The sequence below is a fragment of the Streptomyces sp. NPDC003379 genome, assembly GCF_053589195.1.
In genome coordinates, this window is record NZ_JBSFRK010000069.1 from 1 (window position 1) to 26,907 (window position 26,907).

Annotated in this window: 30 protein-coding genes and 3 pseudogenes; 20 read left to right on the forward strand and 13 right to left on the reverse strand. The window is 67.3% G+C overall.

All coding sequences use genetic code 11. The annotated features are described in order from the left end of the window. Nucleotides 1–137: 137 nt before the first annotated feature. Complete coding sequence (locus ACWDVB_RS37165; protein ID WP_451518862.1) at nt 138–527, forward strand: hypothetical protein; 390 nt, start codon at nt 138–140, stop codon at nt 525–527. Nucleotides 528–599: 72 nt separating this feature from the next. On the opposite strand, the gene ACWDVB_RS37170 is transcribed toward ACWDVB_RS37165, so the two are convergent. Next, nucleotides 600–1,037 carry a hypothetical protein gene (locus ACWDVB_RS37170; protein WP_451518863.1) on the reverse strand — a complete coding sequence of 146 codons (438 nt, stop codon included), beginning with the start codon at nt 1,035–1,037 and terminating at the stop codon, nt 600–602. A 67-nt stretch (nt 1,038–1,104) separates the two neighbouring features. Between ACWDVB_RS37170 and ACWDVB_RS37175 the strand changes: the two genes are divergently transcribed. Further along, entirely contained in the window at nt 1,105–1,263 is a 159-nt protein-coding gene (locus tag ACWDVB_RS37175) for a hypothetical protein (RefSeq protein WP_451518864.1), read from the forward strand. Nucleotides 1,264–1,326: 63 nt separating this feature from the next. Here the strand turns inward: ACWDVB_RS37175 and ACWDVB_RS37180 are convergent. Next, a pseudogene (locus ACWDVB_RS37180) lies at nt 1,327–1,482 on the reverse strand (restriction endonuclease); the annotation flags it as partial. Between the two features lie 290 nt (nt 1,483–1,772). Between ACWDVB_RS37180 and ACWDVB_RS37185 the strand changes: the two are divergent. The 12 genes from ACWDVB_RS37185 (at nt 1,773) to ACWDVB_RS37240 (ending at nt 12,554) form a co-directional block, all read left to right on the forward strand. Further along, nucleotides 1,773–2,852, forward strand: coding sequence for a polyprenyl synthetase family protein (locus tag ACWDVB_RS37185; RefSeq protein ID WP_451518865.1), 1,080 nt, complete (start codon nt 1,773–1,775; stop codon nt 2,850–2,852). Further along, entirely contained in the window at nt 2,849–3,877 is a 1,029-nt protein-coding gene (locus tag ACWDVB_RS37190) for a terpene synthase family protein (RefSeq protein WP_451518866.1), read from the forward strand. Before ACWDVB_RS37185 ends, ACWDVB_RS37190 begins: the two co-directional genes overlap by 4 nt. Nucleotides 3,878–3,968: 91 nt before the next feature. Then, on the forward strand, nt 3,969–5,204 hold the full coding sequence (locus tag ACWDVB_RS37195; RefSeq protein WP_451518867.1) for a saccharopine dehydrogenase family protein: 1,236 nt from the start codon (nt 3,969–3,971) through the stop codon (nt 5,202–5,204). Nucleotides 5,205–5,355: 151 nt separating this feature from the next. Beyond that, nucleotides 5,356–6,681, forward strand: a complete 1,326-nt coding sequence (locus ACWDVB_RS37200) for a cytochrome P450 (RefSeq protein ID WP_451518889.1) — start codon at nt 5,356–5,358, stop codon at nt 6,679–6,681. Between the two features lie 299 nt (nt 6,682–6,980). Beyond that, nucleotides 6,981–7,247, forward strand: a complete 267-nt coding sequence (locus tag ACWDVB_RS37205) for a zinc finger domain-containing protein (protein WP_451518890.1) — start codon at nt 6,981–6,983, stop codon at nt 7,245–7,247. Then, entirely contained in the window at nt 7,163–7,453 is a 291-nt protein-coding gene (locus tag ACWDVB_RS37210) for a recombinase family protein (protein WP_451518891.1), read from the forward strand. The genes ACWDVB_RS37205 and ACWDVB_RS37210 overlap by 85 nt, the downstream gene beginning before the upstream one ends. Before the next feature lie 38 nt (nt 7,454–7,491). Next, complete coding sequence (locus tag ACWDVB_RS37215; RefSeq protein WP_451518892.1) at nt 7,492–7,692, forward strand: recombinase family protein; 201 nt, start codon at nt 7,492–7,494, stop codon at nt 7,690–7,692. Next, a complete protein-coding gene (locus tag ACWDVB_RS37220; protein ID WP_451518868.1) occupies nt 7,659–7,823 on the forward strand; it encodes a hypothetical protein in 165 nt (54 codons plus the stop codon). Before ACWDVB_RS37215 ends, ACWDVB_RS37220 begins: the two co-directional genes overlap by 34 nt. A 312-nt stretch (nt 7,824–8,135) precedes the next feature. Beyond that, the gene (locus ACWDVB_RS37225; protein ID WP_451518869.1) at nt 8,136–9,257 is read left to right on the forward strand and encodes a tyrosine-type recombinase/integrase; all 1,122 of its coding nucleotides are present in this window, start codon (nt 8,136–8,138) and stop codon (nt 9,255–9,257) included. Beyond that, nucleotides 9,254–9,580, forward strand: coding sequence for a helix-turn-helix domain-containing protein (locus ACWDVB_RS37230; protein WP_451518870.1), 327 nt, complete (start codon nt 9,254–9,256; stop codon nt 9,578–9,580). Before ACWDVB_RS37225 ends, ACWDVB_RS37230 begins: the two co-directional genes overlap by 4 nt. Continuing rightward, nucleotides 9,577–11,040 (forward strand): hypothetical protein, encoded by a 1,464-nt coding sequence (locus ACWDVB_RS37235; RefSeq protein ID WP_451518871.1) that lies wholly within the window; start codon nt 9,577–9,579, stop codon nt 11,038–11,040. Before ACWDVB_RS37230 ends, ACWDVB_RS37235 begins: the two co-directional genes overlap by 4 nt. Nucleotides 11,041–11,270: 230 nt before the next feature. Next, nucleotides 11,271–12,554, forward strand: coding sequence for a PIN domain-containing protein (locus ACWDVB_RS37240; RefSeq protein ID WP_451518872.1), 1,284 nt, complete (start codon nt 11,271–11,273; stop codon nt 12,552–12,554). A gap of 78 nt (nt 12,555–12,632) precedes the next feature. Here ACWDVB_RS37240 and ACWDVB_RS37245 read toward each other — a convergent pair whose 3' ends face one another. Next, a complete protein-coding gene (locus ACWDVB_RS37245) occupies nt 12,633–12,944 on the reverse strand; it encodes a hypothetical protein (protein ID WP_451518873.1) in 312 nt (103 codons plus the stop codon). 96 nt (nt 12,945–13,040) lie between these two features. Beyond that, a complete protein-coding gene (locus tag ACWDVB_RS37250) occupies nt 13,041–13,586 on the reverse strand; it encodes a zinc finger domain-containing protein (RefSeq protein ID WP_451518874.1) in 546 nt (181 codons plus the stop codon). Between the two features lie 569 nt (nt 13,587–14,155). Here ACWDVB_RS37250 and ACWDVB_RS37255 point away from each other — a divergent pair. Further along, nucleotides 14,156–15,244: a hypothetical protein gene (locus ACWDVB_RS37255; RefSeq protein WP_451518875.1), complete on the forward strand. Its 1,089-nt coding sequence runs from the start codon at nt 14,156–14,158 to the stop codon at nt 15,242–15,244. A 64-nt stretch (nt 15,245–15,308) separates the two neighbouring features. Here the strand turns inward: ACWDVB_RS37255 and ACWDVB_RS37260 are convergent, their stop codons facing one another. The 5 genes from ACWDVB_RS37260 to ACWDVB_RS37280 form a co-directional block, all read right to left on the reverse strand. Next, nucleotides 15,309–15,695 carry a DUF6415 family natural product biosynthesis protein gene (locus tag ACWDVB_RS37260; RefSeq protein ID WP_451518876.1) on the reverse strand — a complete coding sequence of 129 codons (387 nt, stop codon included), beginning with the start codon at nt 15,693–15,695 and terminating at the stop codon, nt 15,309–15,311. Further along, nucleotides 15,692–15,877 (reverse strand): hypothetical protein, encoded by a 186-nt coding sequence (locus tag ACWDVB_RS37265; protein WP_451518877.1) that lies wholly within the window; start codon nt 15,875–15,877, stop codon nt 15,692–15,694. Before ACWDVB_RS37265 ends, ACWDVB_RS37260 begins: the two co-directional genes overlap by 4 nt. Before the next feature lie 94 nt (nt 15,878–15,971). Continuing rightward, a complete protein-coding gene (locus ACWDVB_RS37270; RefSeq protein ID WP_451518878.1) occupies nt 15,972–16,820 on the reverse strand; it encodes a helix-turn-helix domain-containing protein in 849 nt (282 codons plus the stop codon). Between the two features lie 15 nt (nt 16,821–16,835). After that, nucleotides 16,836–17,381: a DUF6879 family protein gene (locus ACWDVB_RS37275; protein ID WP_451518879.1), complete on the reverse strand. Its 546-nt coding sequence runs from the start codon at nt 17,379–17,381 to the stop codon at nt 16,836–16,838. Beyond that, nucleotides 17,338–17,616 carry a hypothetical protein gene (locus ACWDVB_RS37280; protein ID WP_451518880.1) on the reverse strand — a complete coding sequence of 93 codons (279 nt, stop codon included), beginning with the start codon at nt 17,614–17,616 and terminating at the stop codon, nt 17,338–17,340. The genes ACWDVB_RS37275 and ACWDVB_RS37280 overlap by 44 nt, the downstream gene beginning before the upstream one ends. 173 nt (nt 17,617–17,789) lie before the next feature. On the opposite strand from ACWDVB_RS37280, the gene ACWDVB_RS37285 reads away from it, so the two are divergent. From ACWDVB_RS37285 to ACWDVB_RS37295, 3 genes are all read left to right on the forward strand, one after another. Then, nucleotides 17,790–18,359, forward strand: a complete 570-nt coding sequence (locus tag ACWDVB_RS37285; protein ID WP_451518881.1) for a hypothetical protein — start codon at nt 17,790–17,792, stop codon at nt 18,357–18,359. A 768-nt stretch (nt 18,360–19,127) separates the two neighbouring features. Further along, nucleotides 19,128–20,051 carry a class I SAM-dependent methyltransferase gene (locus ACWDVB_RS37290; protein ID WP_451518882.1) on the forward strand — a complete coding sequence of 308 codons (924 nt, stop codon included), beginning with the start codon at nt 19,128–19,130 and terminating at the stop codon, nt 20,049–20,051. 1 nt (nt 20,052) lies between these two features. Then, the gene (locus ACWDVB_RS37295; protein ID WP_451518883.1) at nt 20,053–21,306 is read left to right on the forward strand and encodes a class I SAM-dependent methyltransferase; all 1,254 of its coding nucleotides are present in this window, start codon (nt 20,053–20,055) and stop codon (nt 21,304–21,306) included. Here ACWDVB_RS37295 and ACWDVB_RS37300 read toward each other — a convergent pair. From ACWDVB_RS37300 to ACWDVB_RS37315, 4 genes and pseudogenes are all read right to left on the reverse strand, one after another. Next, a pseudogene (locus tag ACWDVB_RS37300) lies at nt 21,233–22,053 on the reverse strand (SDR family NAD(P)-dependent oxidoreductase). The gene ACWDVB_RS37295 and the pseudogene ACWDVB_RS37300 overlap by 74 nt on opposite strands. A 780-nt stretch (nt 22,054–22,833) precedes the next feature. Then, entirely contained in the window at nt 22,834–23,238 is a 405-nt protein-coding gene (locus ACWDVB_RS37305) for a hypothetical protein (RefSeq protein ID WP_451518884.1), read from the reverse strand. A gap of 151 nt (nt 23,239–23,389) precedes the next feature. Further along, nucleotides 23,390–23,794 (reverse strand): hypothetical protein, encoded by a 405-nt coding sequence (locus ACWDVB_RS37310; protein ID WP_451518885.1) that lies wholly within the window; start codon nt 23,792–23,794, stop codon nt 23,390–23,392. Further along, a complete protein-coding gene (locus ACWDVB_RS37315; RefSeq protein ID WP_451518886.1) occupies nt 23,791–24,471 on the reverse strand; it encodes a hypothetical protein in 681 nt (226 codons plus the stop codon). The genes ACWDVB_RS37310 and ACWDVB_RS37315 overlap by 4 nt, the downstream gene beginning before the upstream one ends. 161 nt (nt 24,472–24,632) lie before the next feature. On the opposite strand from ACWDVB_RS37315, the gene istA reads away from it, so the two are divergent. Together istA and ACWDVB_RS37325 are read left to right on the forward strand one after the other, a co-directional pair. Then, a complete protein-coding gene (istA, locus tag ACWDVB_RS37320; protein ID WP_451518887.1) occupies nt 24,633–26,282 on the forward strand; it encodes an IS21 family transposase in 1,650 nt (549 codons plus the stop codon). Continuing rightward, a pseudogene (locus tag ACWDVB_RS37325) lies at nt 26,276–26,821 on the forward strand (ATP-binding protein); the annotation flags it as partial. The gene istA and the pseudogene ACWDVB_RS37325, both read left to right, overlap by 7 nt. Nucleotides 26,822–26,907: the final 86 nt, after the last annotated feature.

Consider the following 26,907-nt stretch of genomic DNA (forward strand, 5'->3'; position numbering starts at 1 on the left):
CTTCAGCCATACCGAGTCCCACTCGAAAGACGAGATACCAGACCAAAGCAGCCCAGCACCCTGAAGATCACTGCTCCGTCACAGCGGACGCTGGCCGGCCTCGGGCTGGAGTGGGCGGCCACGGAAGGAGCGGCGTGATGACTACGCCCGAGGAAGAGCGGTGCGTGCAGGAAGCCGTCCGGCGGCACGCCCGCACCAGGGCCTTCGCGGAGGCGGAGGACGTCATCTCGGCTGTGCTGTCCGACCCTGGGGTGCAGGAGGCGCGGGACCGGGTTGAGGCGGCGGAGACCGAGCTTGGCATGGAGCTGTCCGCCCGCCTCCAGCCGTTCCAGGACCGCTACGACCAAGCCGTGACGGGGGGGCGACGAGGCACGGCTCACCGGGGTCTGCGCGGGCAAGCACGGCCGCTGGGGCGGATCTGCGTCCTGGACGACGGCCACGAGACGTCGATGGAGGACCCGCACCGGGGCCGCAACAGCGAGGGCCAGCCGATCGCGTGGGTGGGCAGCGCACCCGACGACTGGTGAGTGGCGGTGTGAGACCGGTGGACAGGACCCCGGGGCGCAGGCGGCCCGGGGGACAAGCTCAGGGGTCTGCCGTCAGCTGAAGTCCAGCTCCGCTACGACCCCGCTGATGTCCTGCTTGCGGCGGGCTGCAGCGTCGTCCTTCGTTTCCTTCTGCGTCATGTAGTCGGCGCGGGCCTTTTCCTCTTTCAGGTTGGCCATGTCCACGGCGTCCTTGAGGATCTGCAAGTGCTCATCACGTATGTCCTCCACCGTGGTGGAGGACAGGGTGATCCTTGAGTCCTCAGAGGAGACGGAGATGCCGGGGCCTTCGTTCCCGGCCTGATGGCGGCGCCATTCCTCCATCACTAGGTCTTCCCAGTTCCGGGAGGCTGCTGGGGCGATGGCGAAGGGGACGCTGTACTTGCCGTCCTTGTCCGGAGAGCCGATCTCGTGCTGGATGATGCCGGTGATCTTTACGGGGCGGAATGGTACTTCCCACCATTCGAGCTGACCGGGGTGTTTTTCGTTCATGGCGACACGCTACGCCAGAGGGTCAGGCCAGAGCAGCAACTCCTCGCAGCAAGCGCACCGTTGAACCATGAGCACCGACCCGCACCCCCACGAGGTCGAGGCGGCCACCAGCCTCGACGCCGACACTGCGCACTCCGGCGAACCACCGGGTCCTTCGCTGTCCGGGGCCTGGGGCATCATGCCCCAGGCCCTACACGCACTTGAGTGCGATGCCCGGGGGTTCTGAGTCGCGAGCATCGCACTGGTGTGCGTGTAGGCCCTGGGATCGTGTGCCGCTCCCTCTGACCAACTACAGGGTGGCCGGGGCGGGTTCGGTGAGGCGGTCCAGCCGCGTGTAGAGGGCCCGTACGAGGCGGGCGCGGTTCTGGGCGCAACGGGCGGTGCCTTCCAGTGGGGCGGACAGGCGTCCGTCGGCTTCGCGGAGGACGACTTCGGCGAGGGCGCGCCCGGGCCAAGGGCTGACCACGCCGGGCGTACGGGGCGCAGAAGTCCGCTATGGGCATATGCAGGTGCATTCGGATGCGTCATGTCGAACCTGTGCGCCCCCTGACCAGGAGTGTTCCGTTCCGTTCCGTGGCAACCCAGGAAAGAACCAGGCAGGCCTGGAGCAAGCGCGTCTTCACGTATGCGCATGCATTCAACACTGGCCCGGCTGCCGCCGGTTTCGATCCGCGGTCTGCCCTGGCCTTCGGATTCAGGCGATGACTCCGGGTGTCGCCGGAGGGAGACGTTCCTGTGGTTACCCAGCCGCTTCTTGCTGCACCGGTCGACTTGGCGGCCGTTCGCACTGACGTCGAGTCGGTTCTCGCCGCCTTTGTCGAGCGCAAGGCCGCACCGGCTGCTACGCACCAGCTGCCGGCCGAGATCACTGAGGCCTTGAGGGGGTTACTGTTCGCTGGTGGCAAGCGCCTGCGCCCCGTGCTGTGTGTGGCAGGCTGGTACGCCGCCGGCAGGCACGGCGGCGACATCGCGCCACTTAACAAGGCGGCCGCATCACTGGAGATGTTCCACACCTTCGCGCTCATCCACGACGATGTCATGGACGACAGCGCCACCCGCCGGGGGCGACCCGCTGCCCATGAAGCACTGGCAGCCCATCATGCCGGGCACCCTCACGCGCCACGGCTGGGCGTCAACGGGGCCATTCTCCTCGGAGACCTGGCCTTGACCTGGTCCGACGAGCTGCTCCACACAGCCGGTCTCACCACCTCCCAGCTCGCCGCGGCCCAGGCGGTAGTAGACACCATGCGTACGGAACTCATGCTCGGCCAGTACCTCGACCTGACCGCCTCCGGCCGTCCGAGTCCCGATGTCGAGGGCGCCCTGCGCATCGCGCGGCTCAAGAGCGGCAAGTACACCGTGGAGCGACCCCTGCACCTGGGCGCCGCGCTGGCAGGCGCCGACGAGGACCTGCTGGCGGTTCTCAGCGCCTTTGCCGTACCGCTCGGTGAAGCCTTTCAGCTCCGTGACGACCTGCTGGGCGTCTTCGGCGACCCGGCCGTGACCGGCAAAACCGTTCTGGACGACTTGCGCGATGGCAAAGCCACCGCTCTCGTTGCCCTCGCCCTGACGCGAGCCGACCCGCCCCAGCGAGACATGCTGCGCACCCTGATCGGCACAGCTGACCTGGACGAGGACGGAGCAGCCCGCGTTCGCGAAGTCCTGAGCGTCACCGGAGCCCGCGAGACAGTCGAGAACATGATCAAAGTGCGCTGCGCCCAGAGCCGCCAGGCCCTGGCACACAGCGCCCTACCAGCCCACGTGACCACCGCGCTGACTCAACTGGCAGACATCGTCACCGTGAGGACCTCATGACCACACTGCCCGATCTTCCCAGCACGCTGCCCCTGCCCGACCTGCAGTTCCCTGTTCCGAGCATGGTCCATCCGGACGCCGACCGGATCGAGGGCTATCTCACGCGGTGGGCTACCGACCTGCACCTGTTGAGCGATGAGGACGCCGCGCAGCGCCTTGCCCGCGCGCAATTGGGCGGTTTCGCCGCCTACTGCCATCCACGTGCCGCCGACCTGGAACTGGCTGCCGAGTGGAATGCCCTGATGTGGTTCATCGACGACGTTATCGACGAACAGCAAGGTAGCGACGAGGTGATGCTCGACCTCGCGCACGACCTGCTTGCGCAGATGCCGGCCGACCTGCACGCACCGCGGCCCACGCAACCACTGACCCGCGCGATGGCCGATCTGTGGAGCCGCATGGCGCCAGCCCAATCCCTGCACTGGCGCGCCCAAGCTGTCGGCCACTATCGCACGGCGCTGGCCTGCGCCCTGCAAACCCGTGATCATCGTGCTCGCCCGAGGGAGGGGGCCGCTGACCTAGCTGCTTACATCCGGCGCCGCCGGCAACATTCTGGCACCCAGATGAGCCTTGACCTGATCGAACTCGGCCACGAAGTGTCCCCGGTCATCGCCGACAGCGACCTCAACCTCGACATCCGGCTCCTGGCCGCCAACATCACCGGCTGGACCAACGACCTGTGGTCCCTGCCCAAGGATCACCACAACACCGACCCCGTCAACCTGGTGATCGTGCTGTTCTTCGCCCGCGGCGGCACCTGGGAACAGGCATTGGCCACTGCAACGGCCATGACCGAGGACGCGATCCGTGACTTCTTCGCTGCCTGCGACGACCTTCGCCGCGCCCGCCCTCTCTACGGTGTCGGCGACAGCGAGTGGGAGTACCTGGAGGGCTATCTCACCGGCATCGCTGAGTGGCTTGCAGGCATGGTGCGATGGCACGCCGAAACCGGCCGCTACCGGGAAATCCCCCAGATTCCATGGGACCGAAGCGCAACACCGCCACCCGCAGCGTTGATCAGGTGACCGCGTCGCTCAATGGGCCGTCCAGGCCAGCGTCGATCACGCTCCTTGGGCCTGCAGCCGTGTTGACCGCAAGCACCTTCGGAGGTCCTCCGTGACCCAGCACACTCAACGGCCCTTCGATCTCGTCCTCTTCGGCGCCACGGGCTTCACGGGCTCACTCACTGCCGAGTATCTGGCCGCCCATGCGCCGCCCGACGCTAAATGGGCCCTTGCAGGCCGAAACCAGGAAAAACTGAAGACATTGCGCGACAGGTTGTCGGAGATCGCACCTAGTTGCTCGGATCTTCCGCTCCTGCATGCTGACCTCGCTGACACGGCATCGCTGAAATCCCTCGCCGGTCAGGGCAGAGTCGTCGTCACAACCGTGGGGCCATTCCTCCTCGGTGGAGAAGCCCTTGTCGCGGCCTGTGCCGACGCTGGTACGGACTACCTTGATGTGACCGGGGAGCAGGGGTTCATCGACCAGATGTATCTACGCTACGACTCGCGGGCGCGCCGAAGCGGCGCACGGTTGGTTCATGCATGCGGCTTCATCTCAGTGGTGTTCGACCTCGGCGTCTTGTTCACAGTCCAGCAACTGACCCCGGCTGCTGCGACAGCATCCGCCGTCCGGATCGATGCAGTCCTTCACACCAATCTGTCGGCCCTGTCCAAGGGCTCACAGGCTTCTGCGCTGGCGCTGCTGGCCCGGCTGCCACAGACACTCGCAATTGCCCGGCGGCGCAAGCAACTCGAGCAACAGTCCGTCGGTCGTAGGGTCAAGGTGTCGTCGGGCTCTTTGCGCTACGACCGCGCCACACGTTCGTGGGCAATCCCTGTGCCGGACCTCAGGGGCTTGATGCCCTTGCCGGATGCGCGGGCGATTACACGGTCCGCCACCGCACTGACAGAGTACGGAAAAGATTTCCGCTACCGCCGTTCCATCGCCGTGCCGAGATTCTCCACGGCCATAGCGGCAGGGGCGACAGTGGCCCTGTTGGGCGTACTGTCCCTATTCCCGCCCGCCTGCCGTTGGATGACGGCCCGCGTGGATCAGCAGCAGGCCCCCAGTCGCGAGCAGCGTTCCAAGATGCGGTTCTCGTTCCGCTTACACGGTGCGGCGGCCGGCAAAAAGGTCACTGTCGAGATAGCTGGTGGGGATCCCGGCTATGAGGAGTCAGCCGTCATCCTGGCTGAGTGCGCGCTCAGCCTGGCATTCGATGACCTGCCGCCCACATCGGGGCAGACAACACCCGCCATCGCGATGGGATGCTCCCTCATCTCGCGACTTCGCGAGCGACTCACCTTCCGCGTACTGAGTGACGATCCGCTTAAGTTCCATAGATGACTTTCGTCACTTCTATACCCCGCGCATTCATCTCTCTCATTCCCCACGTGCCTGTTGGGAGGGTTAGGCGAGGAGCAGTGGATTTAAGAGCCCTGGTGCCACCGAATTCTCGGCGCCGCAACCACAGAAAGGAACTCTGGTGACAGCACCCGTGCGTTCCGTCCCGGCAGCCCGAGGTGGTATTCCACTTCTTGGCCATGGACTTTCCGTTGTCCATGACCCGATGGCCTTCATCGCATCGCTGGGATCAGTAGGCGGCGGCTTGGTTGAGGTCCGGATTGGTACATCACCGTTCTACTTCGTCACCGCCTACGAAGCCGCCTATGAGGTCCTGGTCGAACATGCGCGGTCCTTCGACAAAGGCCGCATGTTCCGGAAGGCCAGGCCTTTGATCGGCAACGGGCTACTCACCTCCGACGGGGCCTTGCACCGCAGTCAGCGGCGGCTGGTGCAACCAGCCTTCCAGGCCGACAGGATGGCGGCGTATTCCAACGTCATGATCCGGCGCGCCTACGAGCTTGCCGGATCATGGCAGCCCGGACAGACCATTCAACTCGACCAAGCCCTGTACCGGTTGCCCATGGCAGTGGTGGCCGAGGCCCTGTTCGGCGAGGATCTGGCTCGTCCGGTGGTGGCTGAGATTGAGCAGTCTCTACCCGTGATCCTTAAGGGAATTCCTCCCCGCGCTTTTTTGCCCGATGCGCTGGGTGCACTGCCGATTCCTGTGAACCGCCGTTTTGACCGGACTGTACTGCGTCTGCGCCGTGCGATCGACTTGGCCGTCGCACAGCACGAAACCGCTGCGTCCGGTGACGCGCATCTGCTGACGACGATGCGCTCAGCCCAGTCCCGCGAGACTGGCGAAAGTATGAGCGATCAGCAGATCCGTGATGAGATCGTCACCCTCCTGCTGGCGGGTACGGAAACCACGGCCACCACCCTGGCGTGGACTTTTCATGCTCTGTCCTGCCACTCCGAGGTGGAAGCCAGGCTTCACAGCGAGCTCGACTCCATGCTTGGTGATCGGCAGATACGTTTTGAGGACGTGCGGAAGCTCGAATACACGAGCCGAATCCTCAGTGAGGTCACCCGTCTCTACTCCGCTCTGATGGTCATGCGCACCGTCACCGTCCCGGTGACGGTCGCCGGCCACGCGCTTCCTCCAGGGGCCGAGCTGGTCGTCTGCCCATACGTGATCCACCGCGATCCAAGATTCTTCGCAGACCCGCACCGTTTTGACCCCGATCGGTGGCATCCGGACCGGGTCGGCGCCCTACCGCGTGATGCTTTCCTGCCCTTCAGTCTGGGTAAACACAAGTGCATTGGCGATTATTTCGCGTGGACCGAAATGGTCACCATCATCGCTGCGTTGTGCTCCCGTTGGCGGTTCCTACCTCCACCTCGGCATAAAGTGAAGGAGGTCTTGGCTGTTCTTCCGCGCGTGAGCAGCCTACCGATGACCATCGAAGCCCGCTGATCCCGCTATGCACCACTCCCTGGCCTCCTCACTGAACCGCTCCGGTTTTGGTCGTTACCTTGATTTGTTCGTGAAGCGGTAGCAGACGAGGGCTTCTGCTCTGACCGGCTCAGGCTGCCAGGGAGGGGCAGCGTCAACGACGCACAGTGGAGCGCCGTTTCATAGGTGGTCGCTCATGAAACACCCCGTCGCCCGGCAGTCCGCCTGCGGCGATCATGTTTCATGAGTTGTTGCAAACGACTGGGCGTCTGAAACGCCCTCATGAAACGGTCTGGGGTGTGAGTGACGACTTCAAGCGCATGGAATCGCACGCCTGCCCGATGTCCACCTGCGCCGCCCCGGCGGGCTCCCCATGCCGCACCGGCAAGGGCAAGGTGGCCATCCAATACCACACCGCCCGCTTCCGCCTCGTGTCCCAACTCGCCAACACCCTCAGCGTGCCGACCCCCGCCGTACGCAAGCCGGCTCGGCCTGGACCGAGCTGCCCCGGCCCGCGAGCGCCGGCACCGAGCCGGTCGGACACGTACGCCTCGGGGCCCGCGCCTCGACCGCCCGGCAGTCCCTAGACGCCCAACTCGACTCCCTCACCGAAGCTGGGGCCACCCGGGTCTTCTCGGAGAAGATCTCCACCCGCGCCACCAAACGCCCCGAACTGGAGGCCGCTGTGAAACTCGCCAGTGAGATCCGCTCCTCCGGCGTCGCCGCCACCCTCGTCGTCCACGAAAACAAGCGCCTCGGCCGCGGCATCGAACTCGCCATGCTCGCGAACTGAAGGCGAGCGACGTCGGCCTGGAATTCCTCACCGGGGAACTGAAGGGCTCGCACGATCCCTCCGGCATCGTCTTCACCGTGCTGGCCGCCATGTCCGGCATGGAGCGCGAGTACATCCGCGACCGCACCCTCGAAGGCCACGAGTCCGCCCGCAAGCGCGGCAAAACCATCGGCGGCGCCGGCGTCACCGACGACTCAATGCTCTTATGGCCCTCCACCTGCGCGACGAGAAGGAGATGAGCCTGCGCGACATCGCCAAGCGGCTCGTCATCACCACGGGTGCGAAGAAGGGACAGCAACCCTCGCCCGCCACTGTTATGCGGATGCTGCGCGAATACGACGAACTCACGGCCGCGGCCTTGACGACGTAGAGAAGTCAGCGCAGTGGAGCCACCACATCCTCAAGATCAACAACTGGCGGCTTTTGGGTTTACCTCGGAACCGACGCCTATCGCATCCGATGCGAACTGGCGGCATCTTGCGCCGTGTTGGTCAGGTGGGCTTTGAAGCTGCTGATCAGCAGGTAGACGGTCCACCATGACCTGTTGGGACGGTAGCTGACAGAGCGGGCCCATGTCGTTGCGCTTCACTCGATCGGATGGCTGACCTGCCGTTCCGCTCCACGCTTCGCATCTGATGCGAGATTCTCGCGGCGAATGCGATCTACGGAGCGTGACAATGTGGTGAGCGACAACAGGGCGGCGCCGGGGGCCGCGCGACTTCACCTGGCCGACGGGGTGCCGCTGCTCCGGCCGGACGAGCAAGTCTTCGAAGCGATGCTGGACGGCTGGCGCAACCAGCAACTGGCCCGGAACCTCGCGCTGTCGACCATCAACGGCCGCGAGCGAAAGGTCCGGGCGTTCGCCGCTCACGCCGACGCCTTCCCGTGGAACTGGTCCTCACCGCTGGCCGACGAGTGGTTCGGCGACCTGCGGTCGGTTCACGGCTGCGGACGTTCGACACTCCGGGGCTACCAGGAAGCGGTACGGCTGTTCTGCGACTACACCACCGACCCGGCCTACGAGTGGGCGACCGAGTGCGAACGCCGCTTCGGTACCCATCCGATCCAGGTCTGCCACGAGTGGAACACCGCCGTGCACATACAGGAGTGCGAGGCAGAAGCCCCAAAACGGGCCTTCACACGGGACGAGTTGCAGACATTCTTCGACCACGCCGACGACCAAGTCGAGCGCGTTCGAGGACGTGGCCGCAAGGGCTGGCTGCCAGCCTTCCGCGACGCGATGCTGTTCAAGACCGCGTACGCATTCGGACTGCGCCGCAACGAGACCCGGATGCTGGACACCGCGGACTTCGGCCGCAACCCCGAAGGAGCGGAGTTCGGCGAGTTCGGCATCTGCTACGTCCGCCACGGCAAAGCGAAGAAGGGCTCGCCGCCCAAACGCCGCAGCGTGCTGACGGTATGGGAGTGGTCAGCCGAAATCCTCGGCCAATGGACGAGCGAGGTCCGGCCCGCCATGCGGCACGCGGACGGGCCAGCCCTGTGGCCGTCCGAACGTGGGCGGCGAGTGGGCCTGCAACGGCTGGACTCCCGCTTCGCCGCCTACCGCGACGACCTCGGCCTGGACCCGGTCCTGGACTTCCACTCGCTACGCAGGTCCTACGTCACCCACCTGATCGAAGACGGCATGGATCCCCTCTTCGTCCAGCAACAGGCCGGCCACGACCACGCCTCCACCACCTCCATCTACACCTGCGTGTCCTCCGACTTCCGCACCCGCACCCTGCGCCGGGCGCTGGACGCCACCATCGAGGCCGCACTCAAGCCCGCGAGGAGGGCCCGATGAAACGCCAGGTCAGCTACCAGTGGCGACTGCGCGAGAAGATGGCCACCGCCGGAATGTTCACCACCAGCGAGCTCGCCCCGCCCCTCGCCGAGCGCGGCATCAACCTCTCGCTCTCCCAGGTCCACCGGCTCGTCACCGGCATCCCCGAACGGCTGTCGCTCCCGGTCCTGGCTGCCCTCTGCGACATCTTCGACTGCACCCCGGCCGACCTGATCGCCACCAGGGCAGAGAACGCCACCGTCCGCAGGGTCGCCACCGGCGATGCGGTCGTCGACCTGTCGGCGGTCCGTCCCAAGCGCGCCCGCATCCGGCCGGAAGGATGAGCCGCACCCGCGTCCGAGCCGAGGACCTGTTCTGCTCCCGCTGCAACCGAGCTGTCCGCCTCGGGACGGCCCACTGGCCCGAGGGCTACCTCTGCGCTGCCTGCTACGACCACGCGCTGGAGACCTATGGGACCTGCGTCACCTGCGGTGCCGAGCGGCTGACTCCTGGCCTCGCGCCGGACGGCGGCAAGCTCTGCACCGACTGCGCCGGCGGCCTCGGCGACTTCACCTGCGAACAGTGCGGACGAGAAGCAAGGCGCTACCGGCGAGGAATCTGCGGCCAATGTGTGCTGACCGAACGCCTCCACGAACTCCTTGACAGCGGCACCGGCTCCATCCGCGCCGAGCTGCTTCCGATGTTTGACGCCCTGCGGCAAACGCGCCGCCCGAAGGGCGCCCTGACCTGGACAAGTAAGCCACACGTCCAGCGGAATTTACGGGCTTTGGCCTGCGGTGAGGTCCCGCTCACCCATGAGGGCTTGAGCCAGCTCACCCCCTGGCGTTCAGTGGCCTACCTGCGTGATCTGCTCATCCAAGCCGGGGTCCTGCCACCGGCCGACCGGCATCTGCTGCTGTTCCAACGATGGCTCACCGAGAAGCTGCCCGCCGTCGCCAATGCCGGGCACCGACAGCTGTTGCAGCTCTTCGCCACCTGGCACGTCCAGCGCCGTCTGAACACCCTGTCTGGCCGCGGCTCACTCACCGGCAAGCAGATCCAGCAGGCCCGCAGCGAAATCCACCTCGCGACCGCCTTCCTCGATCAACTTGCCGAGCATGGACGGACCCTCGCCGACTGCACCCAGGCTGATGTCGACGCCTGGTACGCGGGCGGCTATGTCGCCCGGCGCCTCACCCACGCCTTCCTGCGGTGGGCAATACGGTCCAAGCACATGCCGAAGGTCGCAGTCCCGCACCGCTCCACGAGCAACCCCGCCCCACTCGCCCAGCACCAACGGCTCACACTGCTGCGACAGCTCGTGACCCGCGACGACACACCGCTCCAGGACCGCGTGGCCGCCGTGCTCGTCCTTCTCTATGCGCAGCCGCTTACCCGGATCGCCCAGCTCACCATCGACGATGTCCTCCAAGAAGACGATGAGGTCCTGGTCCGGCTCGGTGACCCACCCTCGCCCGTCCCGGCACCTTTCGCCGGAATGCTGCTGAGCTACCTGGGCCAACGGCCAAACACCATGATCGCGTCCAACCCGGACGCCCGATGGCTCTTCCCCGGCCGACGAGCCGGGCAACCCTTGACCCCGGCCACCTTCGAACTCCGACTTCGCCACCTGGACTTCCCCACTCAGAGAGGACGCACGGCGGCGATCCGCCACCTCGTCCTCCAAGCCCCCGCACCCGTGGTCGCCCGCATGCTCGGCTACCACGCCGACACCACAGCCCAGCTCGCAGCCGAAGCCGGAGGAACCTGGCAGCACTACGCACCCGGCGACCACTCACGGTGACCCCGAGCCCTCAACAGCTGAGGAATACGCGACTCCCGATTACGCGAGGTCGCCAGTTCGCTACCCCTACAGCGCACAGCGGATGTTGATCGCGGCGGCCCCTCACAACTCCGCAGTGCTGGACGTGACACCGCCCGGGGCGCACTACGCGACCCGCAAACACTGCAATGCCCCCGCTCCAATGATCAGAAGTTGAAATAATGGTTCCGTAGGGCCGGGAGCCAAAAGAGATGGAGCGCCTCGCATTGATCATTCTGGACGCGAACATCATTAAGGGGACCTCTCTTCGGGGACCCGTCGCGGACGTACTCCGCGCCATCCGAGGCGCAGGCGTCGAACGAGTAGCCACACCATGGATCGCCGTCGAGGAGATCGCCGCGCAACAAGCCCTGTCCTACGCGGAGAAGCACCAGGCGGCCATGGACGCGGTGGACGCCCTCCGGAAGGCGACCCCCTGGGAGCACGTCAACCACCCCAAGCGGTGGCCGGCCGAGCACGTGCGTAGGCACTGGCGGGAACGGTACTCCTCCATCACGGAAGTCCTGGAGACGTCCCACACTGCCTACCAGCAGGCCATGTTCCGGGAGACGAACCAGATCGCCCCGTGCAAGACGGTCAACAGCGGCACCTACAAGACCGGGGCCCGGGACGCCGCTATCTGGCTGACGGCGGTCGAGTACGCGAAGACACACGAGGACGAGACCGTGTTCTTCGTCAGCAACGACTCAGACATGTCAGAGGACGGCCAGTTCCTGCCGGAGATGCAGAAGGACATCTCCGGTATGGAGCACCGGTTCCACCTGTTTACTTCACTCGACGGTGTCGTCACCAAGTTCGCCACGGCGGTGGAGGCCAGTACCGAGGACGTTCGGGAGTTGCTGGACACCCAGGAAAACCGCGAGACGGTCCTGGCCACGACGAGACCCGTATCCAGGCGCTACCGGATGGTCACCGGCACACCGATACCTTCCGTCTTCAACGGCGACACACAAAGGCTCCCCAGGACCACTTCCAACTGGTCCCCGACGGCGGTGGCACTGGATCAGGTGCTGGAGGCGAGCGGCCACGAGGTTGGCGGTCACCACTGGTTCACGGCCTGGGTGCGGTGGTTGCTCAGGGACGACAGGATCATCCGGGGCGAGACGCACGAACGGGCGTATGCCTGGGAGACGCGGGTGCTACTGAGCACAGCGGCTGACCAGGCCATGACGGTCCTGGACTTCCGGCGGCCGGGACCGATCTCGGCCGAGGACGTCCCCAACGTGCCGACGCTTCCACAAGCGACGGAGGAGCGACTAACGCGCTTGGGCAGAGCGCACCTTGCCGAGTTGATGAACACCCCGGCCATGCAGGTCACCCTGGCCCGCCTAGTGGAGCAGTTCGGCCCGGACTTGTCGCCGGCCGAAGAGGCGATCCGCAGCGTCCTCGACAACAGCGCAATGTCCCGCGAGCTGAATGACCGGGTCGCGGAGGCCGTACGTGACTTGACGGAGGAGCCGGGCGACAAGGGGTAGAGGGCGGAGTCGTTGGAGTGGGCGCAGCGCAGCCAGGGTCATGCCAGGCCTGAGATCTTGCAGCGCTCCCCCGGCGAACTATGGGGTAGCCGGGGCGGGACCGGTGAACGAAATCGGCTTGCCGGTGGCGTGGGCATAGTCGATTTCCCTGCGCGTGGACTCGCCGATGTAGCCGCCAGGGTTGACGACCAGAACCCGGTCTGCCAGGTCGATCTTGCGCAGATGGAGGGCGTCCAGAGCCGTCTTCTGCTTGTCGGTGATCAACTTGTCTGCTTCGCCTGGCGCGACAACAATGATCCCGGCGAAGGTCAGGTCACGATTCACCGCACGCATCTCGTCCATGAACCGGGTGGAGCCGCAGATGCAGACGATTTCAGGTCGGTCGGGCACAGCTCAGCCCTTCGCTCGAACGGGACAGCGCCGGCGTGCACGTTGGTACTGCGTCGGCAGGAGGTTAGTGGGTGGCACTACATCAGTGAGGGCCGGTCAGCCGTCGGCTCGTTCCTTCTCGATCGCATTCATCCTGCGGACCATGTCGATCTGCGCGCGGATCATCGTGTCGAACAGGGCCTCCGGATCGCCGTCGGGCCCGGCGTTCGCAGCCAGCAGCGCGACGACGAAACCGGCAAGGACGGTGACCAGGTCGGCCGTCCCCACCGGGCCGCGGACTTCGATCAGTTTGCGCACGGCGTCGTCGATGCGGTCCATCGCCTCCTCGCCCTGGAGGAACAACCCGAGCCGGTCGGCGAGGAACATACGGACGACCGCCACCCCATCAGCCAGGGCGGTGTCCACGTTGAAGTCGGCGCGGGCCTTCTCCGACTCCTTGAGCACGGCCGGGATCGTGTACGTCCGCTGCTCCGGGATGAGGCCCCGCTTCCTCCACTTCTCGTACGGGATCGGGCCGACAGCGTCGCGGCGGGCACGGTGATGATCGGTCGGTCGGCCGCCCGCGGTGCGGCAGGCGCGCCCTGCGGCCGCCTTGCAGGTCGGGCATTCGACACGGCGCATCCAGGAGCGCACGAGATCCATCTCGGCATCGGAGCGGAGGTGGCGTCGCCACTCGCCGCCCCACGGGATGCTCTGTGATCCGTTCTCCACGCCCATTGGCCCCCCTGGGTCCGGTGGTGTGCGCCGTCGGTGCCGTGACGATGACCGTACCGGCGGTGACGCGGTCGATGGGCCCGTACGCCGGTGTGCTCCCGCCCGGCATTAAGCGCTCGTTGCCCAGGGCGTGCCCGTGAGGGAATCCTGGGCCATGTCACGGGGCATGGGAAAGGTGCAGCGGGCGGTCCTCGCGTATCTGCGCAGTGAGCCCGCCGGGCGCAGCAGGATCGACGGCGCCCCGAATCTGACCTCGGTCAGCCAGCTCGCCCGCGTCGTCTACGAGGTGACCGAGCCGAGCGACGCGCAGCGTGCTGCGGTGCGGTGGGCCGCCTGTGGGCTACGTGGTGGCTGGGACGGGTTCGGTGAGGCAATTCAGCCGCGTGGAGAGCGCCTGCCCGACCGGACGCGGTTCCGGGCTCAACGGGCGTCTCATGCAGAGCACAGCAGCCGCAAATGCGAGTGCCCACCCATGGCGGATTCAGGATCATGGGGGCATGAACAACGAGGACACCCCGGACGCAGACGGCGGCGAAGAAGACTTCGGCCAGGAAGCGGAGCCGCACCAGGACCATGGCGCCAACAACGACCTGTCCGGCTTCATGGAGTCGATCAAACAGATCTCAGCCTGGCACAACTCCATCGACAAGATGCTGGAGCCCGCCCGCCGCCACATCCGACAGATGGAGTCCACCCGCCAGACCATCGGAAGCGTCATGGGGCCGGGCAACGCGGCCTACCAGGCTGCACTGGACGCCCAGCGCCATTACCGGGCGCTCACCGAGCCCGTCCTGGCACTGCAGAGCGATCTGAGCGACATCTACGACTGGCACAGCCGCATCAACGACGTCGTGCGCAGCGTGTCACTTCCCCGCACACTGCTGGACCGACTCGCAGCGACAGCCGCCCTCTTCCTGCCTGCCAATCTCGTCGGCCTGGACACTGCGGACCTCTACACGATTCTGGAGATGGGTGAGGATGACGGACTGTCCCTCGCGTGGGCACCACGGACCGAGATCGTGAAAGCCCTGTTCCCTCTCGAGGCGCGCCAAGAGCGTTACGCCCTCCTGTCCGAACGCCGCGACGACGTTCTCGACGACGTCGACGCCAGCCTCCAGATCGTCACCCATCCTGAGCTGACCGGCATGGTCGCCATCCTGAGCACTGCCACCCGGACCGCGCGGGCCGGCTTCGGCGAGGGCGCCCAAGCCCTGGCGGGCAACGTGCTAGAGACCGCAATGAAAAGGCACGGCAACGCCTGGATCCGACGTTCCTTCCCCCAGGTGACTTACCCGCCGAAGGCCGGGCACCACGGCACCATCGGCAGTGCCCTGGACGACGCGGACGACTGGGGCGATCTCACTCTGCTGCAGTTCAAGCACTACTTGGTGCTGGCGGGCATGCGAAGCGCCTTCGGGCCCGGCGCCACCCAGGACACCTTCAACCGCCACCTTGGAGCGCACCAAGCCTCGCCCGACACCTACCGTCCGGAGTTCGTTCTGCCGGCAATCCTCCTCGCCCACGCCTTGCTGCGTGCGTTGAACCAGGACCTCGATCACCCCGACGACGACGAAGACGCGACGTAGCTGCTTTGGGTCTCCGGGCGCGGACGCAGCGTTCTCAAGGGTGTCCGGCCCGCTGGCCGTCGGGCTACGTGGCGGCCGGGGCGTGTTCGGTGAGGCGGTCCAGCCGCGTGTAGAGGGCCCGTACGAGGCGGGCGCGGTTCTGGGCGCAACGGGCGGTGCCTTCCAGCGGGGCGGACAGGCGTCCGTCGGCTTCGCGGAGGACGACTTCGGCGAGGGCGCCGCGGTCGTCGCTCTTGGGCAGTGCGGCAGCGTGGCGACGGACGTCGGCTGCCACCGCGCGGGCGTGTCCGGTGAGCTGGAGGGCGATCTGCTCGTAGTCGCGGGGTTCGAGGTCCGGGTTCTTCCACGCGAGCACGGTGGTGATGAGTGCCTCGTGCGGGGCGCGGTCCAGGGGGAGTTCGGCCTCGATCAGGCCCTGGGGGTCGTAGAGCACGACGTGCGTGCCTCTCATCGTGCGCCCCCCGCGTCGGCCTGGTCGTGATCGCCGGTGTCGGCGTTCGTGGCCTGGACGGCGAGGAAGCGGGCGTAGTCGCGGTCGGCACGGGCGGCCAGCGCCGGGGAGGGTCGGCCGAAGGCGGGCGGCTGGAGGCCGAAGCCGTGTGGTGCGGGGCTGGCGGGTGTGGGTGCGCTCATGGGCACCGCCTCCGTTGCTGGGTGCGTCGGTGTCGTTCGACGCTACGGAGGCGGCGGGCCGTTCTTCAACGAGATTGCGGGCAATTGCGGAAGTTCACTCCAGCGCGTCCATCGCGGCCGTGATGAGGGCGCGGGCGTCGTCGCCGTACACGGCCATCTCTGCGAGGCCGGCGAACGCCTTCGCGTAGTCGGCGAGTTCGCGCGGCTGCTTCACCTTGATCTCCGCCGTCAGCGTCTCCACCACGGCCATGGTGTCGTCGTGGACGTAGAACGCCTCCAGCGGCCACACGGTGCGCTGGGCGGTGAACGGGATGATCCCCAGCGAGACGGAGGCGAGCGGCATCACGGCCAGAAGGTGGCGCAGCTGTCCGCGCATGGCGCCGGGGTCGGCGGTGCGGTAGCGCAGGACGGATTCCTCCATGAGGATGACGTAGCGGTGGCCGCCTTCGTAGAGGAAGCGGGAGCGGGCGATGCGGGCGGCGACCGCTTCGGCGACGTCGTTGGGGGTGCCCTGGAAGCGGGTGATCTGGTTCATGAGGGCGGTGGCGAAGCCGGGGGTCTGGAAGAACCCGGGCGGGACGTTGGAGACGTAGACCCGGCAGACGCGGGTGCGCTTGTGCAGGGTGTTCCAGTCCTGTTGGACCTTGCGCATCCCGTCTTTGTGCAGGCGGCGCCACTCCATATGCATCGAGTCGACGGCGCGGGCGGTGGCGATGAGGTCGTCGGCCTGGTCGTCCGCGTCGCAGGCCGTGCACCAGGCGCGGATGTCGGCGTCGGAGGGCGGGACGTCGCCCTTCTGGATGCGGGTGGTCTTCGCCGGGTGCCAGCCGCACCGGGCGGAGAGCTCCTTCCCGGTGAGGCCGGCGTCCTTGCGCAGGTGCTGCAAGCGCACGGCCAGCGCCTCACGGGCTGCTTGGGCGCTGGACGATGGGGATGCGGTCATGGGGCTGCTCAGGGCCTAGACGGTGTACTTCTCGTGCGGGATGCCGCGCTCCCAGACCGTCTCGAACGCCGTGGCGCACAGCGCGGCCGCGGCCGGGTCGGTAGTGCGTTCCTTGCCGTTCGGTGCCCAGTCGCCGGTTCCGGTGAAGTGGTGGAACTGCACGAGGCGGCCGTCCAGGAGCCAGAAGTCGTTGCCGGGCAGCGGGATGTCGGACGCCCGGCGGCGGGGCAGCCAGCGCACGTCCTCCCCGGCCTGGAGGTTGAGGGGGGTGATGGCGTGCTCGTAGCGGATGTAGTCGGTGACCGGCTCGGAGACGATTCGCGCGCGGCGCATCACCACGCCGCGGGCGGCCGCGTCCTTGACGAGCGGCATCCACTGGGGCCAGAACGAGCGGGCCGGATCGAGGTTCGGGACGCCGGTGCGCAGGAAGGCGGCGTAGTCGGCCGTCTCGTCCCCGACGGCGTAGACGTCGCGCATCTCCAGGTGGACCGCGGTGTGGTGGGTGTCGGCGAGCAGCTCAGCGAACGTCGCGGTGTTCAGCTGCTGCGCGTTGAGCGGCATTGCACGCCTCCCTCAGAATCTGCACCATGCGGAACGGGATCCGGATCACCCGCTCGTTCGCGGGGATCCCTGTCTTGTGGCCGGCTACCCACTCGGTGGAGCCGACCAGGGCCTTTAGGAGGGCGTCGGCCTCCTCGCCCTGGAGGACCAGGTCCGCGCTCTCCTCCTCCACCCACACCGTCGGTGATCCCTCGCCGCCGGTATTGGGGTCGATCCCGACGAACCGTAGCGTCATCGCTTGCTCCCCTGTGAGTCGGTTGCGCGTAGTTGCGCAAGACCGTCCCGCGCCGGGGAGTCGGCGTCAAGAGGCGGCCACGGCCCCCGCCGGGGGCCGTGGTTTCTGGTCCGTGCGGGTGACCAGGAGCCGCAACTGCGGTGGTGACGGGCGCGTCCCCCTACCGTGCGGCCATGGACTCCACCCCGATGCCCGAGCCGCTGCGCCGGGCGATCCACCAGCTGGTCTCCGAGGGCGTACAGAACTGCCAGGAGGTGCTGCGGTACACCGAGCCCGACCAGGCGCACACCTGGCAGCGGATGACGCTGTACCGGGCCACAGACGCGGCGGACACCATGGACATGGTGGCCATGCTGATCGCCGCGTACTGCGAGCACACCGGCATGGACCCCCACACGCTGCAGAGCTACCTCCAGGTCGGGCAGCAGGAGCTCCGGTCCGCCGGCCCGCAGGAAGAGGACCGCGCGCACGTGGCTGGCCTGATGGACGAGGCGCTCTCGTACGAGGCGATGCGAGCGCCGACGAACCGGATGCGGCACCACCGGGGCCAGCGGCAGGCCGAGCAGGCACGGAGCCCCGAGGACGACCCACAGAAGCTGTTCACCGAGGCGTGCCTGCACGGACTGAACGCGCGACTGTGCGACGACGTCGACTCGCTGGACAGCTACCTGCCGCCGCATGTGGCGCAGCTGGCCCGCAAAGTGGCCGAAGCGCTCGAAGTGCCGGAACTGGCCGCGACGTAAGTAGCTGTGCTCAATCCCCTGATCTGTGACGCTCGGTGATGGCAGACAGAGTCGTTCAGACGTGCGTCGGGGAAGAGTTTGTGTCAGGGCGGGACTGGGATAGTTCGTGTGCGAACCGATGCAGTTTCGGTCGTTCGTGGTGACCTTGTGAGGGTCGGCGGGACCCTGTCAGTAAGCGCGGGCTGGACTTCCTCGGCCGGTGGAGTGTCGGCCCTTCCCGCAATGCGGCTCCGCCGGTGACGCTCTCACACCGCTATAGGCGAGTACGCCGACATCGGGTGAGCCACAGCGATCGGTGCCAAGCCAGCAGGCAGCGCAGCAGCCTCAGGAGTCGCTGCTCCCCTCAGCTCCTGCGCCGGGCTGCAGCACCATCCGACTCCGCCTCTGCGATCAGACAAGACGCCTACGGCGAAGTTGATCCCGTCCAAGGAACCGTCGTAGGACGTCCCGACCTCAGCTGGCCACGCAGCTGTCCCCATATCCTGCGTCGGGAACCCGTGCCTCTGGCTCTGCTGGCGCCAAGCCAGAGGCACGGACGGAGCGCGACCGGCCCAGCTGACGCAGCGAGTCAACAAGAAGCTGTCGGTGTTCCACGGTCGGGTGACCTATTGTGTGAAGTCGTCTGGTATGGGCAGGACGCCCGTTGTGCGAGAGATTCTGGCCGATTCTCGGAATTGGTATGCGCGGCAGATGGCCGCTGGGGTGGAGCGGTTCTGGGAGCCGAGGCGAGCCGAGTGCCCGTGGTGCGGCTCGGGTGCGCTGGTGGCGATGTTGCAGACGGCGGACCACTTTCAGGGGAAGGCTGGCCGGTTCAGTCTGGAGCGGTGTCGCCGCTGCGGGCACATCTTCCAGAATCCCCGGCTGACACAAGAGGGTCTGGACTTCTACTACCGCGACTTCTACGACGGCCACGGCGAGGCCCTGCTGGAGTTCGGGTTCCGGTCGTTGAAGGCGAGTTACCGCGGTCGGGTCCGGCTGTGTGCAGCCCACGGGGTCACGCCCACGGCGTGGCTTGACGTGGGGTCCGGCTACGGTCATTTCTGCGGCTACGCCCGCCGACGCTGGCCGGACACCGTCTTCCACGGGCTGGACCAGGGCGCGGGGATCGAACGGGGGGTGCGGCTGGGCTGGCTGGATCGCGCACTGCGTGGGCGGTTCGCCGACCTGGCCGGGGAGCTGCCGCAGCAGTACGACGTCGTGAGCATGCACAACTATCTGGAGCACACCCGGGATCCGCACGCCGAGCTCGACGCCGCGCTGCGGGCGCTGGCGCCCGGTGGCCATCTACTTGTGGAGGTGCCGGATCCGCGATGGCCCATGGCCCGGCTGATGCGAGGCCGGTGCCTGCCCGTGTGGTGCCAGCCACAGCACCAGCATCTGATGCCTGCGAAGAACCTTGTCAAGGCGCTCACCGACCGGGGCCTTGTGGTACTGGGCCAGGAGCGGGGCTCGGCCCACCAATGGTTCAGCGAGCTGTCGCCTCTGGTGTTCTTCGGCTGCGTGAAGGCCGATCCCCTGGCGCCGTGGAAGCCCAAGGCCTCCCCGGCACGGCGGGCAGCGTGGCCGGCCATCGTGGCTGCGGCGGCGCTGGCGATGCCGGCTGCTCTCACCTTCGATGCTTTTGCCGGGCTTGTCGCCCGGTTGGGCAATCAAGGCAACGCCTATCGGCTGCTGGCTCGAAAGGCGGACTAACATGGCCGCGAACGGCGACCGTACGGCCCCGCACAGCATCGAGGGCCTGCCCGCCGAGAGTTCCGAAGCTCCAGCAGGCCCCCGCCATGGCTCCGCCGCCGCGAGCATGCCGCCTGGTGCGGGCGAGCGCGATCCGGTCAGCGATCGGGCCTGGTATGCGCGGGAGATGGCCGCCGGGGTGGAGCGGTTCACCGAACCGCGCCGGGTGGACTGTCCCTGGTGTGGCTCCATCGCGCTGGCCGTGCTGCTGTCCACACGCGACCGCCTGCAGGCAAAGCCCGGGCAGTTCACGCTCGAGGAGTGCCAAGGGTGCGGTCACGTATTCCAGAATCCCCGGCTCACGCAAGAGGGCCTGGACTTTTACTACCGCGACTTCTACGACGGCCACGGCGAGGCATTGTGGGACTTCAACTTCCGGCGCCTTCGTGCGGCCTATCGCGGGCGGGCCGACCTGTGCGCGGCTCACGGTGTCGAGCCGACGGCGTGGCTGGACGTCGGGGCAGGCCACGGCCATTTCTGTGGCTCGGCCCGGTCCCGCTGGCCGCACGCGCTCTTCGACGGGCTGGACCAGGGAGACGGCATCGAGCGGGGAGTCGAGCGAGGCTGGCTCGACAAGGCGCATCGCGGACGTTTCACCGACCTGGCCGGTGAGCTGGCAGGACGTTATGACGTGGTGAGCATGCACCACTATCTGGAGCACACCCGCGACCCGTACGCCGAGCTCGATGCCGCGGCGCGGGTGCTGGAAGCGGGCGGGCACCTGCTGGTCGAGGTACCCGATCCGCAATGGCCGGTGGCACGTCGGCTGGGGCGTCACCAGCTCCTGCTGTGGAGTCAGCCGCAGCACCAGCACTTGATCCCCGACCGGAACCTCATCCACGCGCTGGAAGCACGCGCTTTCGAGGTCGTGGCGGTGCAACGCGGGGCCGCCCACTTGTGGGGAGCGGAGCTGGCCAGCCTGCTGTTCTTCACCTGCGTACGAGCCGACCCCCGCGCTCCGTGGAAGCCGGAACCGTCCCCGTGGCGCCGGTGGGGTGCGTGGTCGGCGCTGATGGCCGGTGCCGCACTGGCCATGCCGGTAGCCGTTGCCTTCGACTCGCTGTGCGCTCTCACGGCCCAGCTGGTCGATCGGAGCAACACCTACCGAATTCTGGCACGCAAGCGCGTCCATCCTTCCGCTCCTACGGCCGACGGGCAGGACGTGGCGCTGGGCGGCTGCAGCGAGCCACCAGATGGTGCAGGAGGGTTGGGCTGACCGCTGCGAGCGCGTCGATGACGCGGTAGGCACGGGGAACGCACACCTGCAGGCGCGGGCGGTCGAGCAAAGCGATCACCGCCCGGGCGACCTCCTCCGGCTCCACCAGGCGTCGTTCAAACCGCTTGCGCAGCTTGTCCAGCGGCGGGTGAGCGAGGAACGGCGTGTTCACCAGACCCGGGTGAACGATGCTGAAATGCACCCCGCTGCCCTGGTGCTCGGCAGCAAGGGTCTCCGTCAGCGATGCCAGGGCCGCCTTCGCGGCCGCGTACCCGCTATGCCCCCACGGGCCCATCTTCGCCGACATGGACCCGACGTTGATGACGTGACCACCACCGCGGGCCAGCATCGACGGCAACACCGCACGAACCAGCGCAGCAGCCGCGAAGTAGTGCACCAGCATAGACCGTGCAGGTCTTCGGCGGTGCACTCCAGGAACGGCTTGTACAGCCCGTGCCCCGCACAGTGCACCAGAACATCCACCGCCCCCAACTCGCGAAGCAACTCAGAAAGCTCACCCACGTCACGCCGGGAGGAGAGGTCCAACGCCACCGCGGTACTCGGTGCCCACCGGCCCAGCTCCTGCACCACGTGCCGCAGTTCCTCCTCCCGGCGGGCAATCAGCACGGTGCGATAACCCCTGCGTGCCACAGCCCGGGCGATCTCACGCCCGATCCCACCAGAACCACCTGTGACAACTGCCAGTTTGCCCTCACCAGCCGTGTCCCGGGCCTCGGGCCGCATCATGCGTCGGCGCAAGACAGTGGCGCCGGCGACTGGCCGCCTCGCTGCAGGTCTTGTCCAGCGCACCCTCTATGCGCTCGCACACCCCGCCAGCTCAGCTGCGCCATGAAGCCGGTATCCGCCGCGCCGGTACCGCCCCGCTGGCCCGGCCACTGCGCGAATGACCGGGCACCGCGACCGCCGTTCGAAAGCATCTGTACCCCCCACCCCGCTGTCGCACATCACTCAAACAGCCCAACGACTGCACTGCCCACCGGCAACGGGGCACGATGAACGCGGCGTGCAGTGTCGGAGCCCACCTCTGCCGCGGGGAAGTGGTAGGAGCGGGCCGTTGGGGCCGGGTTCTCAGGCTCGGGGTGTGGGGGCGAGCCGGATGGTGCGCGGCTGGTGCAGGGCCCGCAGGCGGATCACCGCTCCCCTCTCGGCCGAAGTCGCGCAGCTCATCGCCGAGTCCGGTCCCGGCCGGCGGGCGCGCACGGATGACGGGGAGCCGTACACGACGACCGGCCGTGGCCTGGTGGTGGAGGTCGCGAGCGGTACTACACGGCATGCGACGGTGGCAGTCATGCGGGTCCGTTGACGCGCCAGGTAGTGAAAGGTGCCTCTCCCTCACTAGGAGGGAGAGGTGTCAGCGGCCTTCGCACCTCTGCAATGCGGACAGACCTGGCAAGAACGCTAGCGGTTACCCGATCACGCCGGTAGTTACGCCGGTACTCACGCCGGTACCTACGCCGGTAGTCACGCTGGCACCTACGCCGGTACCAGGGTCGGCCGTGGTCGGGGTTACTCGGTGGTGTGGTCGGGATCGGGGAGTTGGGGCGGGAAGTGCCGCTCCAGAATCTCCGCCCACCGGTGCAAGACGACGAAGCCGGTGGTGTCGGCCTGTGCCTGGACCAGTTCGCTCAGCGCGTCGATGAACGGCTGAGCGGGCGTGCCCGGCTCGATCGCGGCGGCCGCCCGCTGGAGGCGTTCGTGCGCCGCCGGGAAGACGCCCTTGGCCCACGCGTCCTGTTCCCTGACCTGCCGGGAGCCTGCCTCAAGGTTGATCTGCATGATGGTCCACTGCGGACAGTCGGGCGTGTGCCAGGTCTCGATCGGCGATCCAACCCCGAAGCAGACGTTGGCCCGGTCGGGCCAGGCCTGGCAGTCGGGGCACACGTTCCGCTCGGTCTTCGGCGTCTCGCTCATCGCGGCCTTCCTTCCCCGCTTGGAAGGGATGAGCCTGCCATGGTCGATCACAGGCTGACCAGAGCTCGGTTACCGCCGCTCCGCGCTGAGTTACGCAGGTCAGGGAGGAGGTTACCCAGTCTGGGTAAGTGCACTACCTCGGACCATGCGCTCAGTCAGGGGCGGTCTGGCGCTGGTGCCCCGGGGCTAACGTGATCTCCGTGTGCTGCGCTCGGATCGAGAGCGGCAATCCCGCAGCCTTGCGGGCTCTGCGGTAGGTCAGTGCCCACCCCATCTCGTACCTGGGGGTTTCGTCGGAGTCGTTCTGCTCCACCCGCCACCACAGCCAGCCGAACGGGTGCGAACGCCGCTCCGCGAAGGGAGCCATGAAGGCGTAGGCCGGCAGACCTGCGGCCCGGGTCAGGGTCGTAGCCGCGTCCCGGGCGCTGCTGAGCCTGATGAGGTCCTGCCGCGTGTCTGTCCGCGCCTTCTGCGCGAGCCCCCGGTAGACGGCGGCCACGAACCACACGATGCCGACCACACCGAGCGCGATGAGCAGAAGCCAACCTGTGCTCATCGTGCGGTCTCTGCGGGTTCGAGGGCGGTACCCAGCGGGATCACGGCTACCGGCTCCCACGTCATGCGCCATCCGCCAAGATCGTCGTCAAGCGCCCATTTCACATCTAGCAGGTGCACGCGGTCCACGTGCAGGCTGGCCCGCCGTGGCGTGATCTTGTTGCGCAGTGCACTGCTGAGTGGATCAGATGAGGCGACGCGGTAGCTGTAGCCGAGAGAGATGTGCGGGCGCCCGCCAGAATGCTGCAAAGCCGCCTCTCCCCGGGTCTTGCGGATCGCTGCCCTGATCCGCTCGATGACGGTCAGCACCTCGTCATCCGGCCACACGTCCAGTACGGCCCCCGCGACCGTCGCCAGGGGTGGCCCTGCTTCCGTCGTGAAAGGAGCCAGGTCCGCCAACTCTGCGTGCAGGGCGTCCGCGAGGTCCGCGCGTGCGGCCTGGTCGTACTCGCCCGAGGGGGCGTCAGCGAGCATTTCCCCGGTCAGGTGCAGCAACCCGGCATCGCCATCGCCGCCATACTGCGGGTCGACCGGATGGCCGGCCAGCAACGGCCCGCACGCCTTCGCCATCGCCAGTAGGTCATCATCCACACCGGGCCGCGGCAGCACGTACACGTGCAAGGCCCGCAGCCCGTCCACCCATTGGCGTCCTTGGAACTGCGGTACGAACGGTTCCACCAGATCCCTCCCCGCTTCTGGCTACGTCGGCGAGTTGGGGAGCCGTTTCGATGTGACTGCGGGAGTCACTCGCTGACCGAGTTTGCGCTGTCAGTTTGTTTTGACGCCAGTTGAGGGCTTGCGGTGGGAACGTGGGGTGTGCTTATCCCGCTGGGGGCCTCGTGGGGAACTCGCAGTCGAAGGTCGATCTGTACGCCGCGATCCGTCAGGATCACCGGTTGGGTATGTCGCTTCGGGCGTTGCAGCGCAGGCACAACGTGACGTGGAGGACAGTCCGGCGGGCGCTGGACGGGCAGTGGCCGGAGCCGCGGAAGCGACAGCGGCGCAAAGAGTCCCGGCTTGATCCCTACAAGCCGCTGATCGACGGGATGCTGCGGGCGGACCTGGACGCTCCGCCCAAGCAGCGGCACACAGCTCAGCGGATCTTCGACCGGCTGGTCGAGGGGCACGAGGCGGAGAACATCTCGTATCCCATGGTCCGGGTCTATGTGAAGGAGCGGCGCAAGGAGATCCGCCGACAGGCCGGGGTGGCGCCGGAAGCGATGTTCGTGCCGCAGACGCATCTGCCGGCGGCGGAGGCGGAGGTCGATTTCGGCGATGTACACATCGTGCTGGCTGGGGTGCCGACGCGGGTCTATCTGTTTTCGCTGCGGTTGTCGTACTCGGGCAAGGCGGTCCACCGGGTGTTCGCTTCCTGCGGCCAGGAGGCCTTCTTCGAAGGCCACGTGCACGCCTTCCGGGTGCTGGGCGGGATCCCGCGCGGCCGGATCCGCTACGACAACCTGCGGGCTGCGGTCGAGCGGGTCCTCGGGTTCTCCCGGGCAAGGGTGGAGACCGAACGTTGGACGGCATTCCGATCGCACTGGGGCATCGACGCGTTCTACTGCCGTCCGGGCATCGAGGGAGCTCACGAGAAGGGCGGGGTCGAGGGGCAGATCGGCTACTTCCGGCGCAACCACTTCGTCCCCGTCCCCGAGGTCGGCTCGCTGGCCGAGCTGAACGCCCTGGTCGATGCTTGGGACCTGGCTGACGAGGGCCGCCGTCTACGCTCGCGCACCCGCTCCATCGGCGAGAACTTCGCCCAGGAACAGCCGCTGCTGCGGCCGCTGCCCTGCGAGGTGTTCGAGACAGGGCGGTGGTTCGCCCCGCGAGTCGACCGCTTCGGGCAGATCACCGTTCGCAGCAACGCCTACTCAGTGCCGGTCCGGTTCATCGGCCGCCAGTTGCGAGTCCTGTTGCACGCCAATGACCTCGTTGTCTACGACGGCCGCACCGAGGTGGCCCGTCACGAACGGCTCAGCGGCCGCGGCGGCTCCCGCCTGGTCTTGGACCACTACCTGGAGGCTCTGCTGCGCAAGCCCGGGGCGTTCCCCGGCTCGACGCCGCTGGAGCAGGCCCGCTCGGCCGGCCGCTTCACTCCCGTCCACGACAAATGGTGGGCTGCCGCCCGCGCCGCACACGGCGAGGCCGCCGGCACTCGCGCGCTGATCGAAGTGCTGCTGCTGGCCCGGCACATGGAACACGAACACGTCGTCGCCGGACTCGCCGCCGCGCACCGGGCCGGGGCCCTGACCGCGGACGCAGTTGCCTTGGAGGCCCGCAAAGTCGCCGAAGGCGACAACGGCGAGATCCCGACGCCGTCCCACACCACGACGCGCACTGCGGACTCGGCGGCCACGGTGACGTTCCTGTCCGACTGGAAGCTGTCCCATCTCCCGCCCGACACCCGGCCGCCGCCCTCGGTGGCCCACTACGACCAACTCCTCAATCGTCACGTCCGCCCAGAGCGGCGGGAGAAAGAGGGATCATGAGCCCACGCAAGCGCGGACTGACCGAAGAAGCCGCCACCGCCTCGATCGACCAGGCATGCCGCATGCTCCGGCTGCCGTCGATCCGCCAGCAGTTCCCCGAGCTGGCTGATGGCGCCGCTCGTGATCAGATGTCGTATCGCGCTTTCCTCGCTGAACTGTTGATGACCGAGTGCGACGATCGGGCCCGACGTCGTTCGGAGCGCCGGATCAAGGCCGCCTCCTTCCCCCGGGACAAAAGCCTGCGGGCCTTCGACTTCGAGGCCAACCCCAGCGTCGACCCGGCCACCGTCAACACCCTCGCCACCTGCGAATGGGTCAAGAAGGGCGAACCGCTCTGCCTGATCGGCGACTCCGGGACCGGAAAGTCCCACCTGCTGATCGCTCTGGGCACCGAGGCCGTGATGAACGGCTACCGGGTCCGCTACGTCCTGGCCACCAAGCTCGTCAACGAGCTGGTCGAGGCCGCTGACGACAAGCAGCTGACCAAGACCATCGCCCGCTACGGGCGCGTCGATCTTTTATGCATCGATGAGCTGGGCTGTGCGCCACGAGGCGCTGATGGATCTCGCGGGATGAGAGGCCCGCCGCCGGTCCTCGCAGGGACCGGTTGAAGCTGGAGGCAGGC

Bases quoted from the DNA above. Each gene is read 5' to 3' on its own strand.
- ACWDVB_RS37165 (WP_451518862.1), top strand. From the start codon at position 138: ATGACTACGCCCGAGGAAGAGCGGTGCGTGCAGGAAGCCGTCCGGCGG.
- ACWDVB_RS37170 (WP_451518863.1), bottom strand. From the start codon at position 1,037: ATGAACGAAAAACACCCCGGTCAGCTCGAATGGTGGGAAGTACCATTC.
- ACWDVB_RS37175 (WP_451518864.1), top strand. From the start codon at position 1,105: ATGAGCACCGACCCGCACCCCCACGAGGTCGAGGCGGCCACCAGCCTC.
- ACWDVB_RS37190 (WP_451518866.1), top strand. From the start codon at position 2,849: ATGACCACACTGCCCGATCTTCCCAGCACGCTGCCCCTGCCCGACCTG.
- ACWDVB_RS37205 (WP_451518890.1), top strand. From the start codon at position 6,981: ATGGAATCGCACGCCTGCCCGATGTCCACCTGCGCCGCCCCGGCGGGC.
- ACWDVB_RS37220 (WP_451518868.1), top strand. From the start codon at position 7,659: ATGGCCCTCCACCTGCGCGACGAGAAGGAGATGAGCCTGCGCGACATC.
- ACWDVB_RS37230 (WP_451518870.1), top strand. From the start codon at position 9,254: ATGAAACGCCAGGTCAGCTACCAGTGGCGACTGCGCGAGAAGATGGCC.
- ACWDVB_RS37235 (WP_451518871.1), top strand. From the start codon at position 9,577: ATGAGCCGCACCCGCGTCCGAGCCGAGGACCTGTTCTGCTCCCGCTGC.
- ACWDVB_RS37240 (WP_451518872.1), top strand. From the start codon at position 11,271: ATGGAGCGCCTCGCATTGATCATTCTGGACGCGAACATCATTAAGGGG.
- ACWDVB_RS37250 (WP_451518874.1), bottom strand. From the start codon at position 13,586: ATGGATCTCGTGCGCTCCTGGATGCGCCGTGTCGAATGCCCGACCTGC.
- ACWDVB_RS37255 (WP_451518875.1), top strand. From the start codon at position 14,156: ATGAACAACGAGGACACCCCGGACGCAGACGGCGGCGAAGAAGACTTC.
- ACWDVB_RS37260 (WP_451518876.1), bottom strand. From the start codon at position 15,695: ATGAGAGGCACGCACGTCGTGCTCTACGACCCCCAGGGCCTGATCGAG.
- ACWDVB_RS37265 (WP_451518877.1), bottom strand. From the start codon at position 15,877: ATGAGCGCACCCACACCCGCCAGCCCCGCACCACACGGCTTCGGCCTC.
- ACWDVB_RS37270 (WP_451518878.1), bottom strand. From the start codon at position 16,820: ATGACCGCATCCCCATCGTCCAGCGCCCAAGCAGCCCGTGAGGCGCTG.
- ACWDVB_RS37275 (WP_451518879.1), bottom strand. From the start codon at position 17,381: ATGCCGCTCAACGCGCAGCAGCTGAACACCGCGACGTTCGCTGAGCTG.
- ACWDVB_RS37280 (WP_451518880.1), bottom strand. From the start codon at position 17,616: ATGACGCTACGGTTCGTCGGGATCGACCCCAATACCGGCGGCGAGGGA.
- ACWDVB_RS37285 (WP_451518881.1), top strand. From the start codon at position 17,790: ATGGACTCCACCCCGATGCCCGAGCCGCTGCGCCGGGCGATCCACCAG.
- ACWDVB_RS37290 (WP_451518882.1), top strand. From the start codon at position 19,128: ATGTTGCAGACGGCGGACCACTTTCAGGGGAAGGCTGGCCGGTTCAGT.
- ACWDVB_RS37295 (WP_451518883.1), top strand. From the start codon at position 20,053: ATGGCCGCGAACGGCGACCGTACGGCCCCGCACAGCATCGAGGGCCTG.
- ACWDVB_RS37305 (WP_451518884.1), bottom strand. From the start codon at position 23,238: ATGAGCGAGACGCCGAAGACCGAGCGGAACGTGTGCCCCGACTGCCAG.
- ACWDVB_RS37310 (WP_451518885.1), bottom strand. From the start codon at position 23,794: ATGAGCACAGGTTGGCTTCTGCTCATCGCGCTCGGTGTGGTCGGCATC.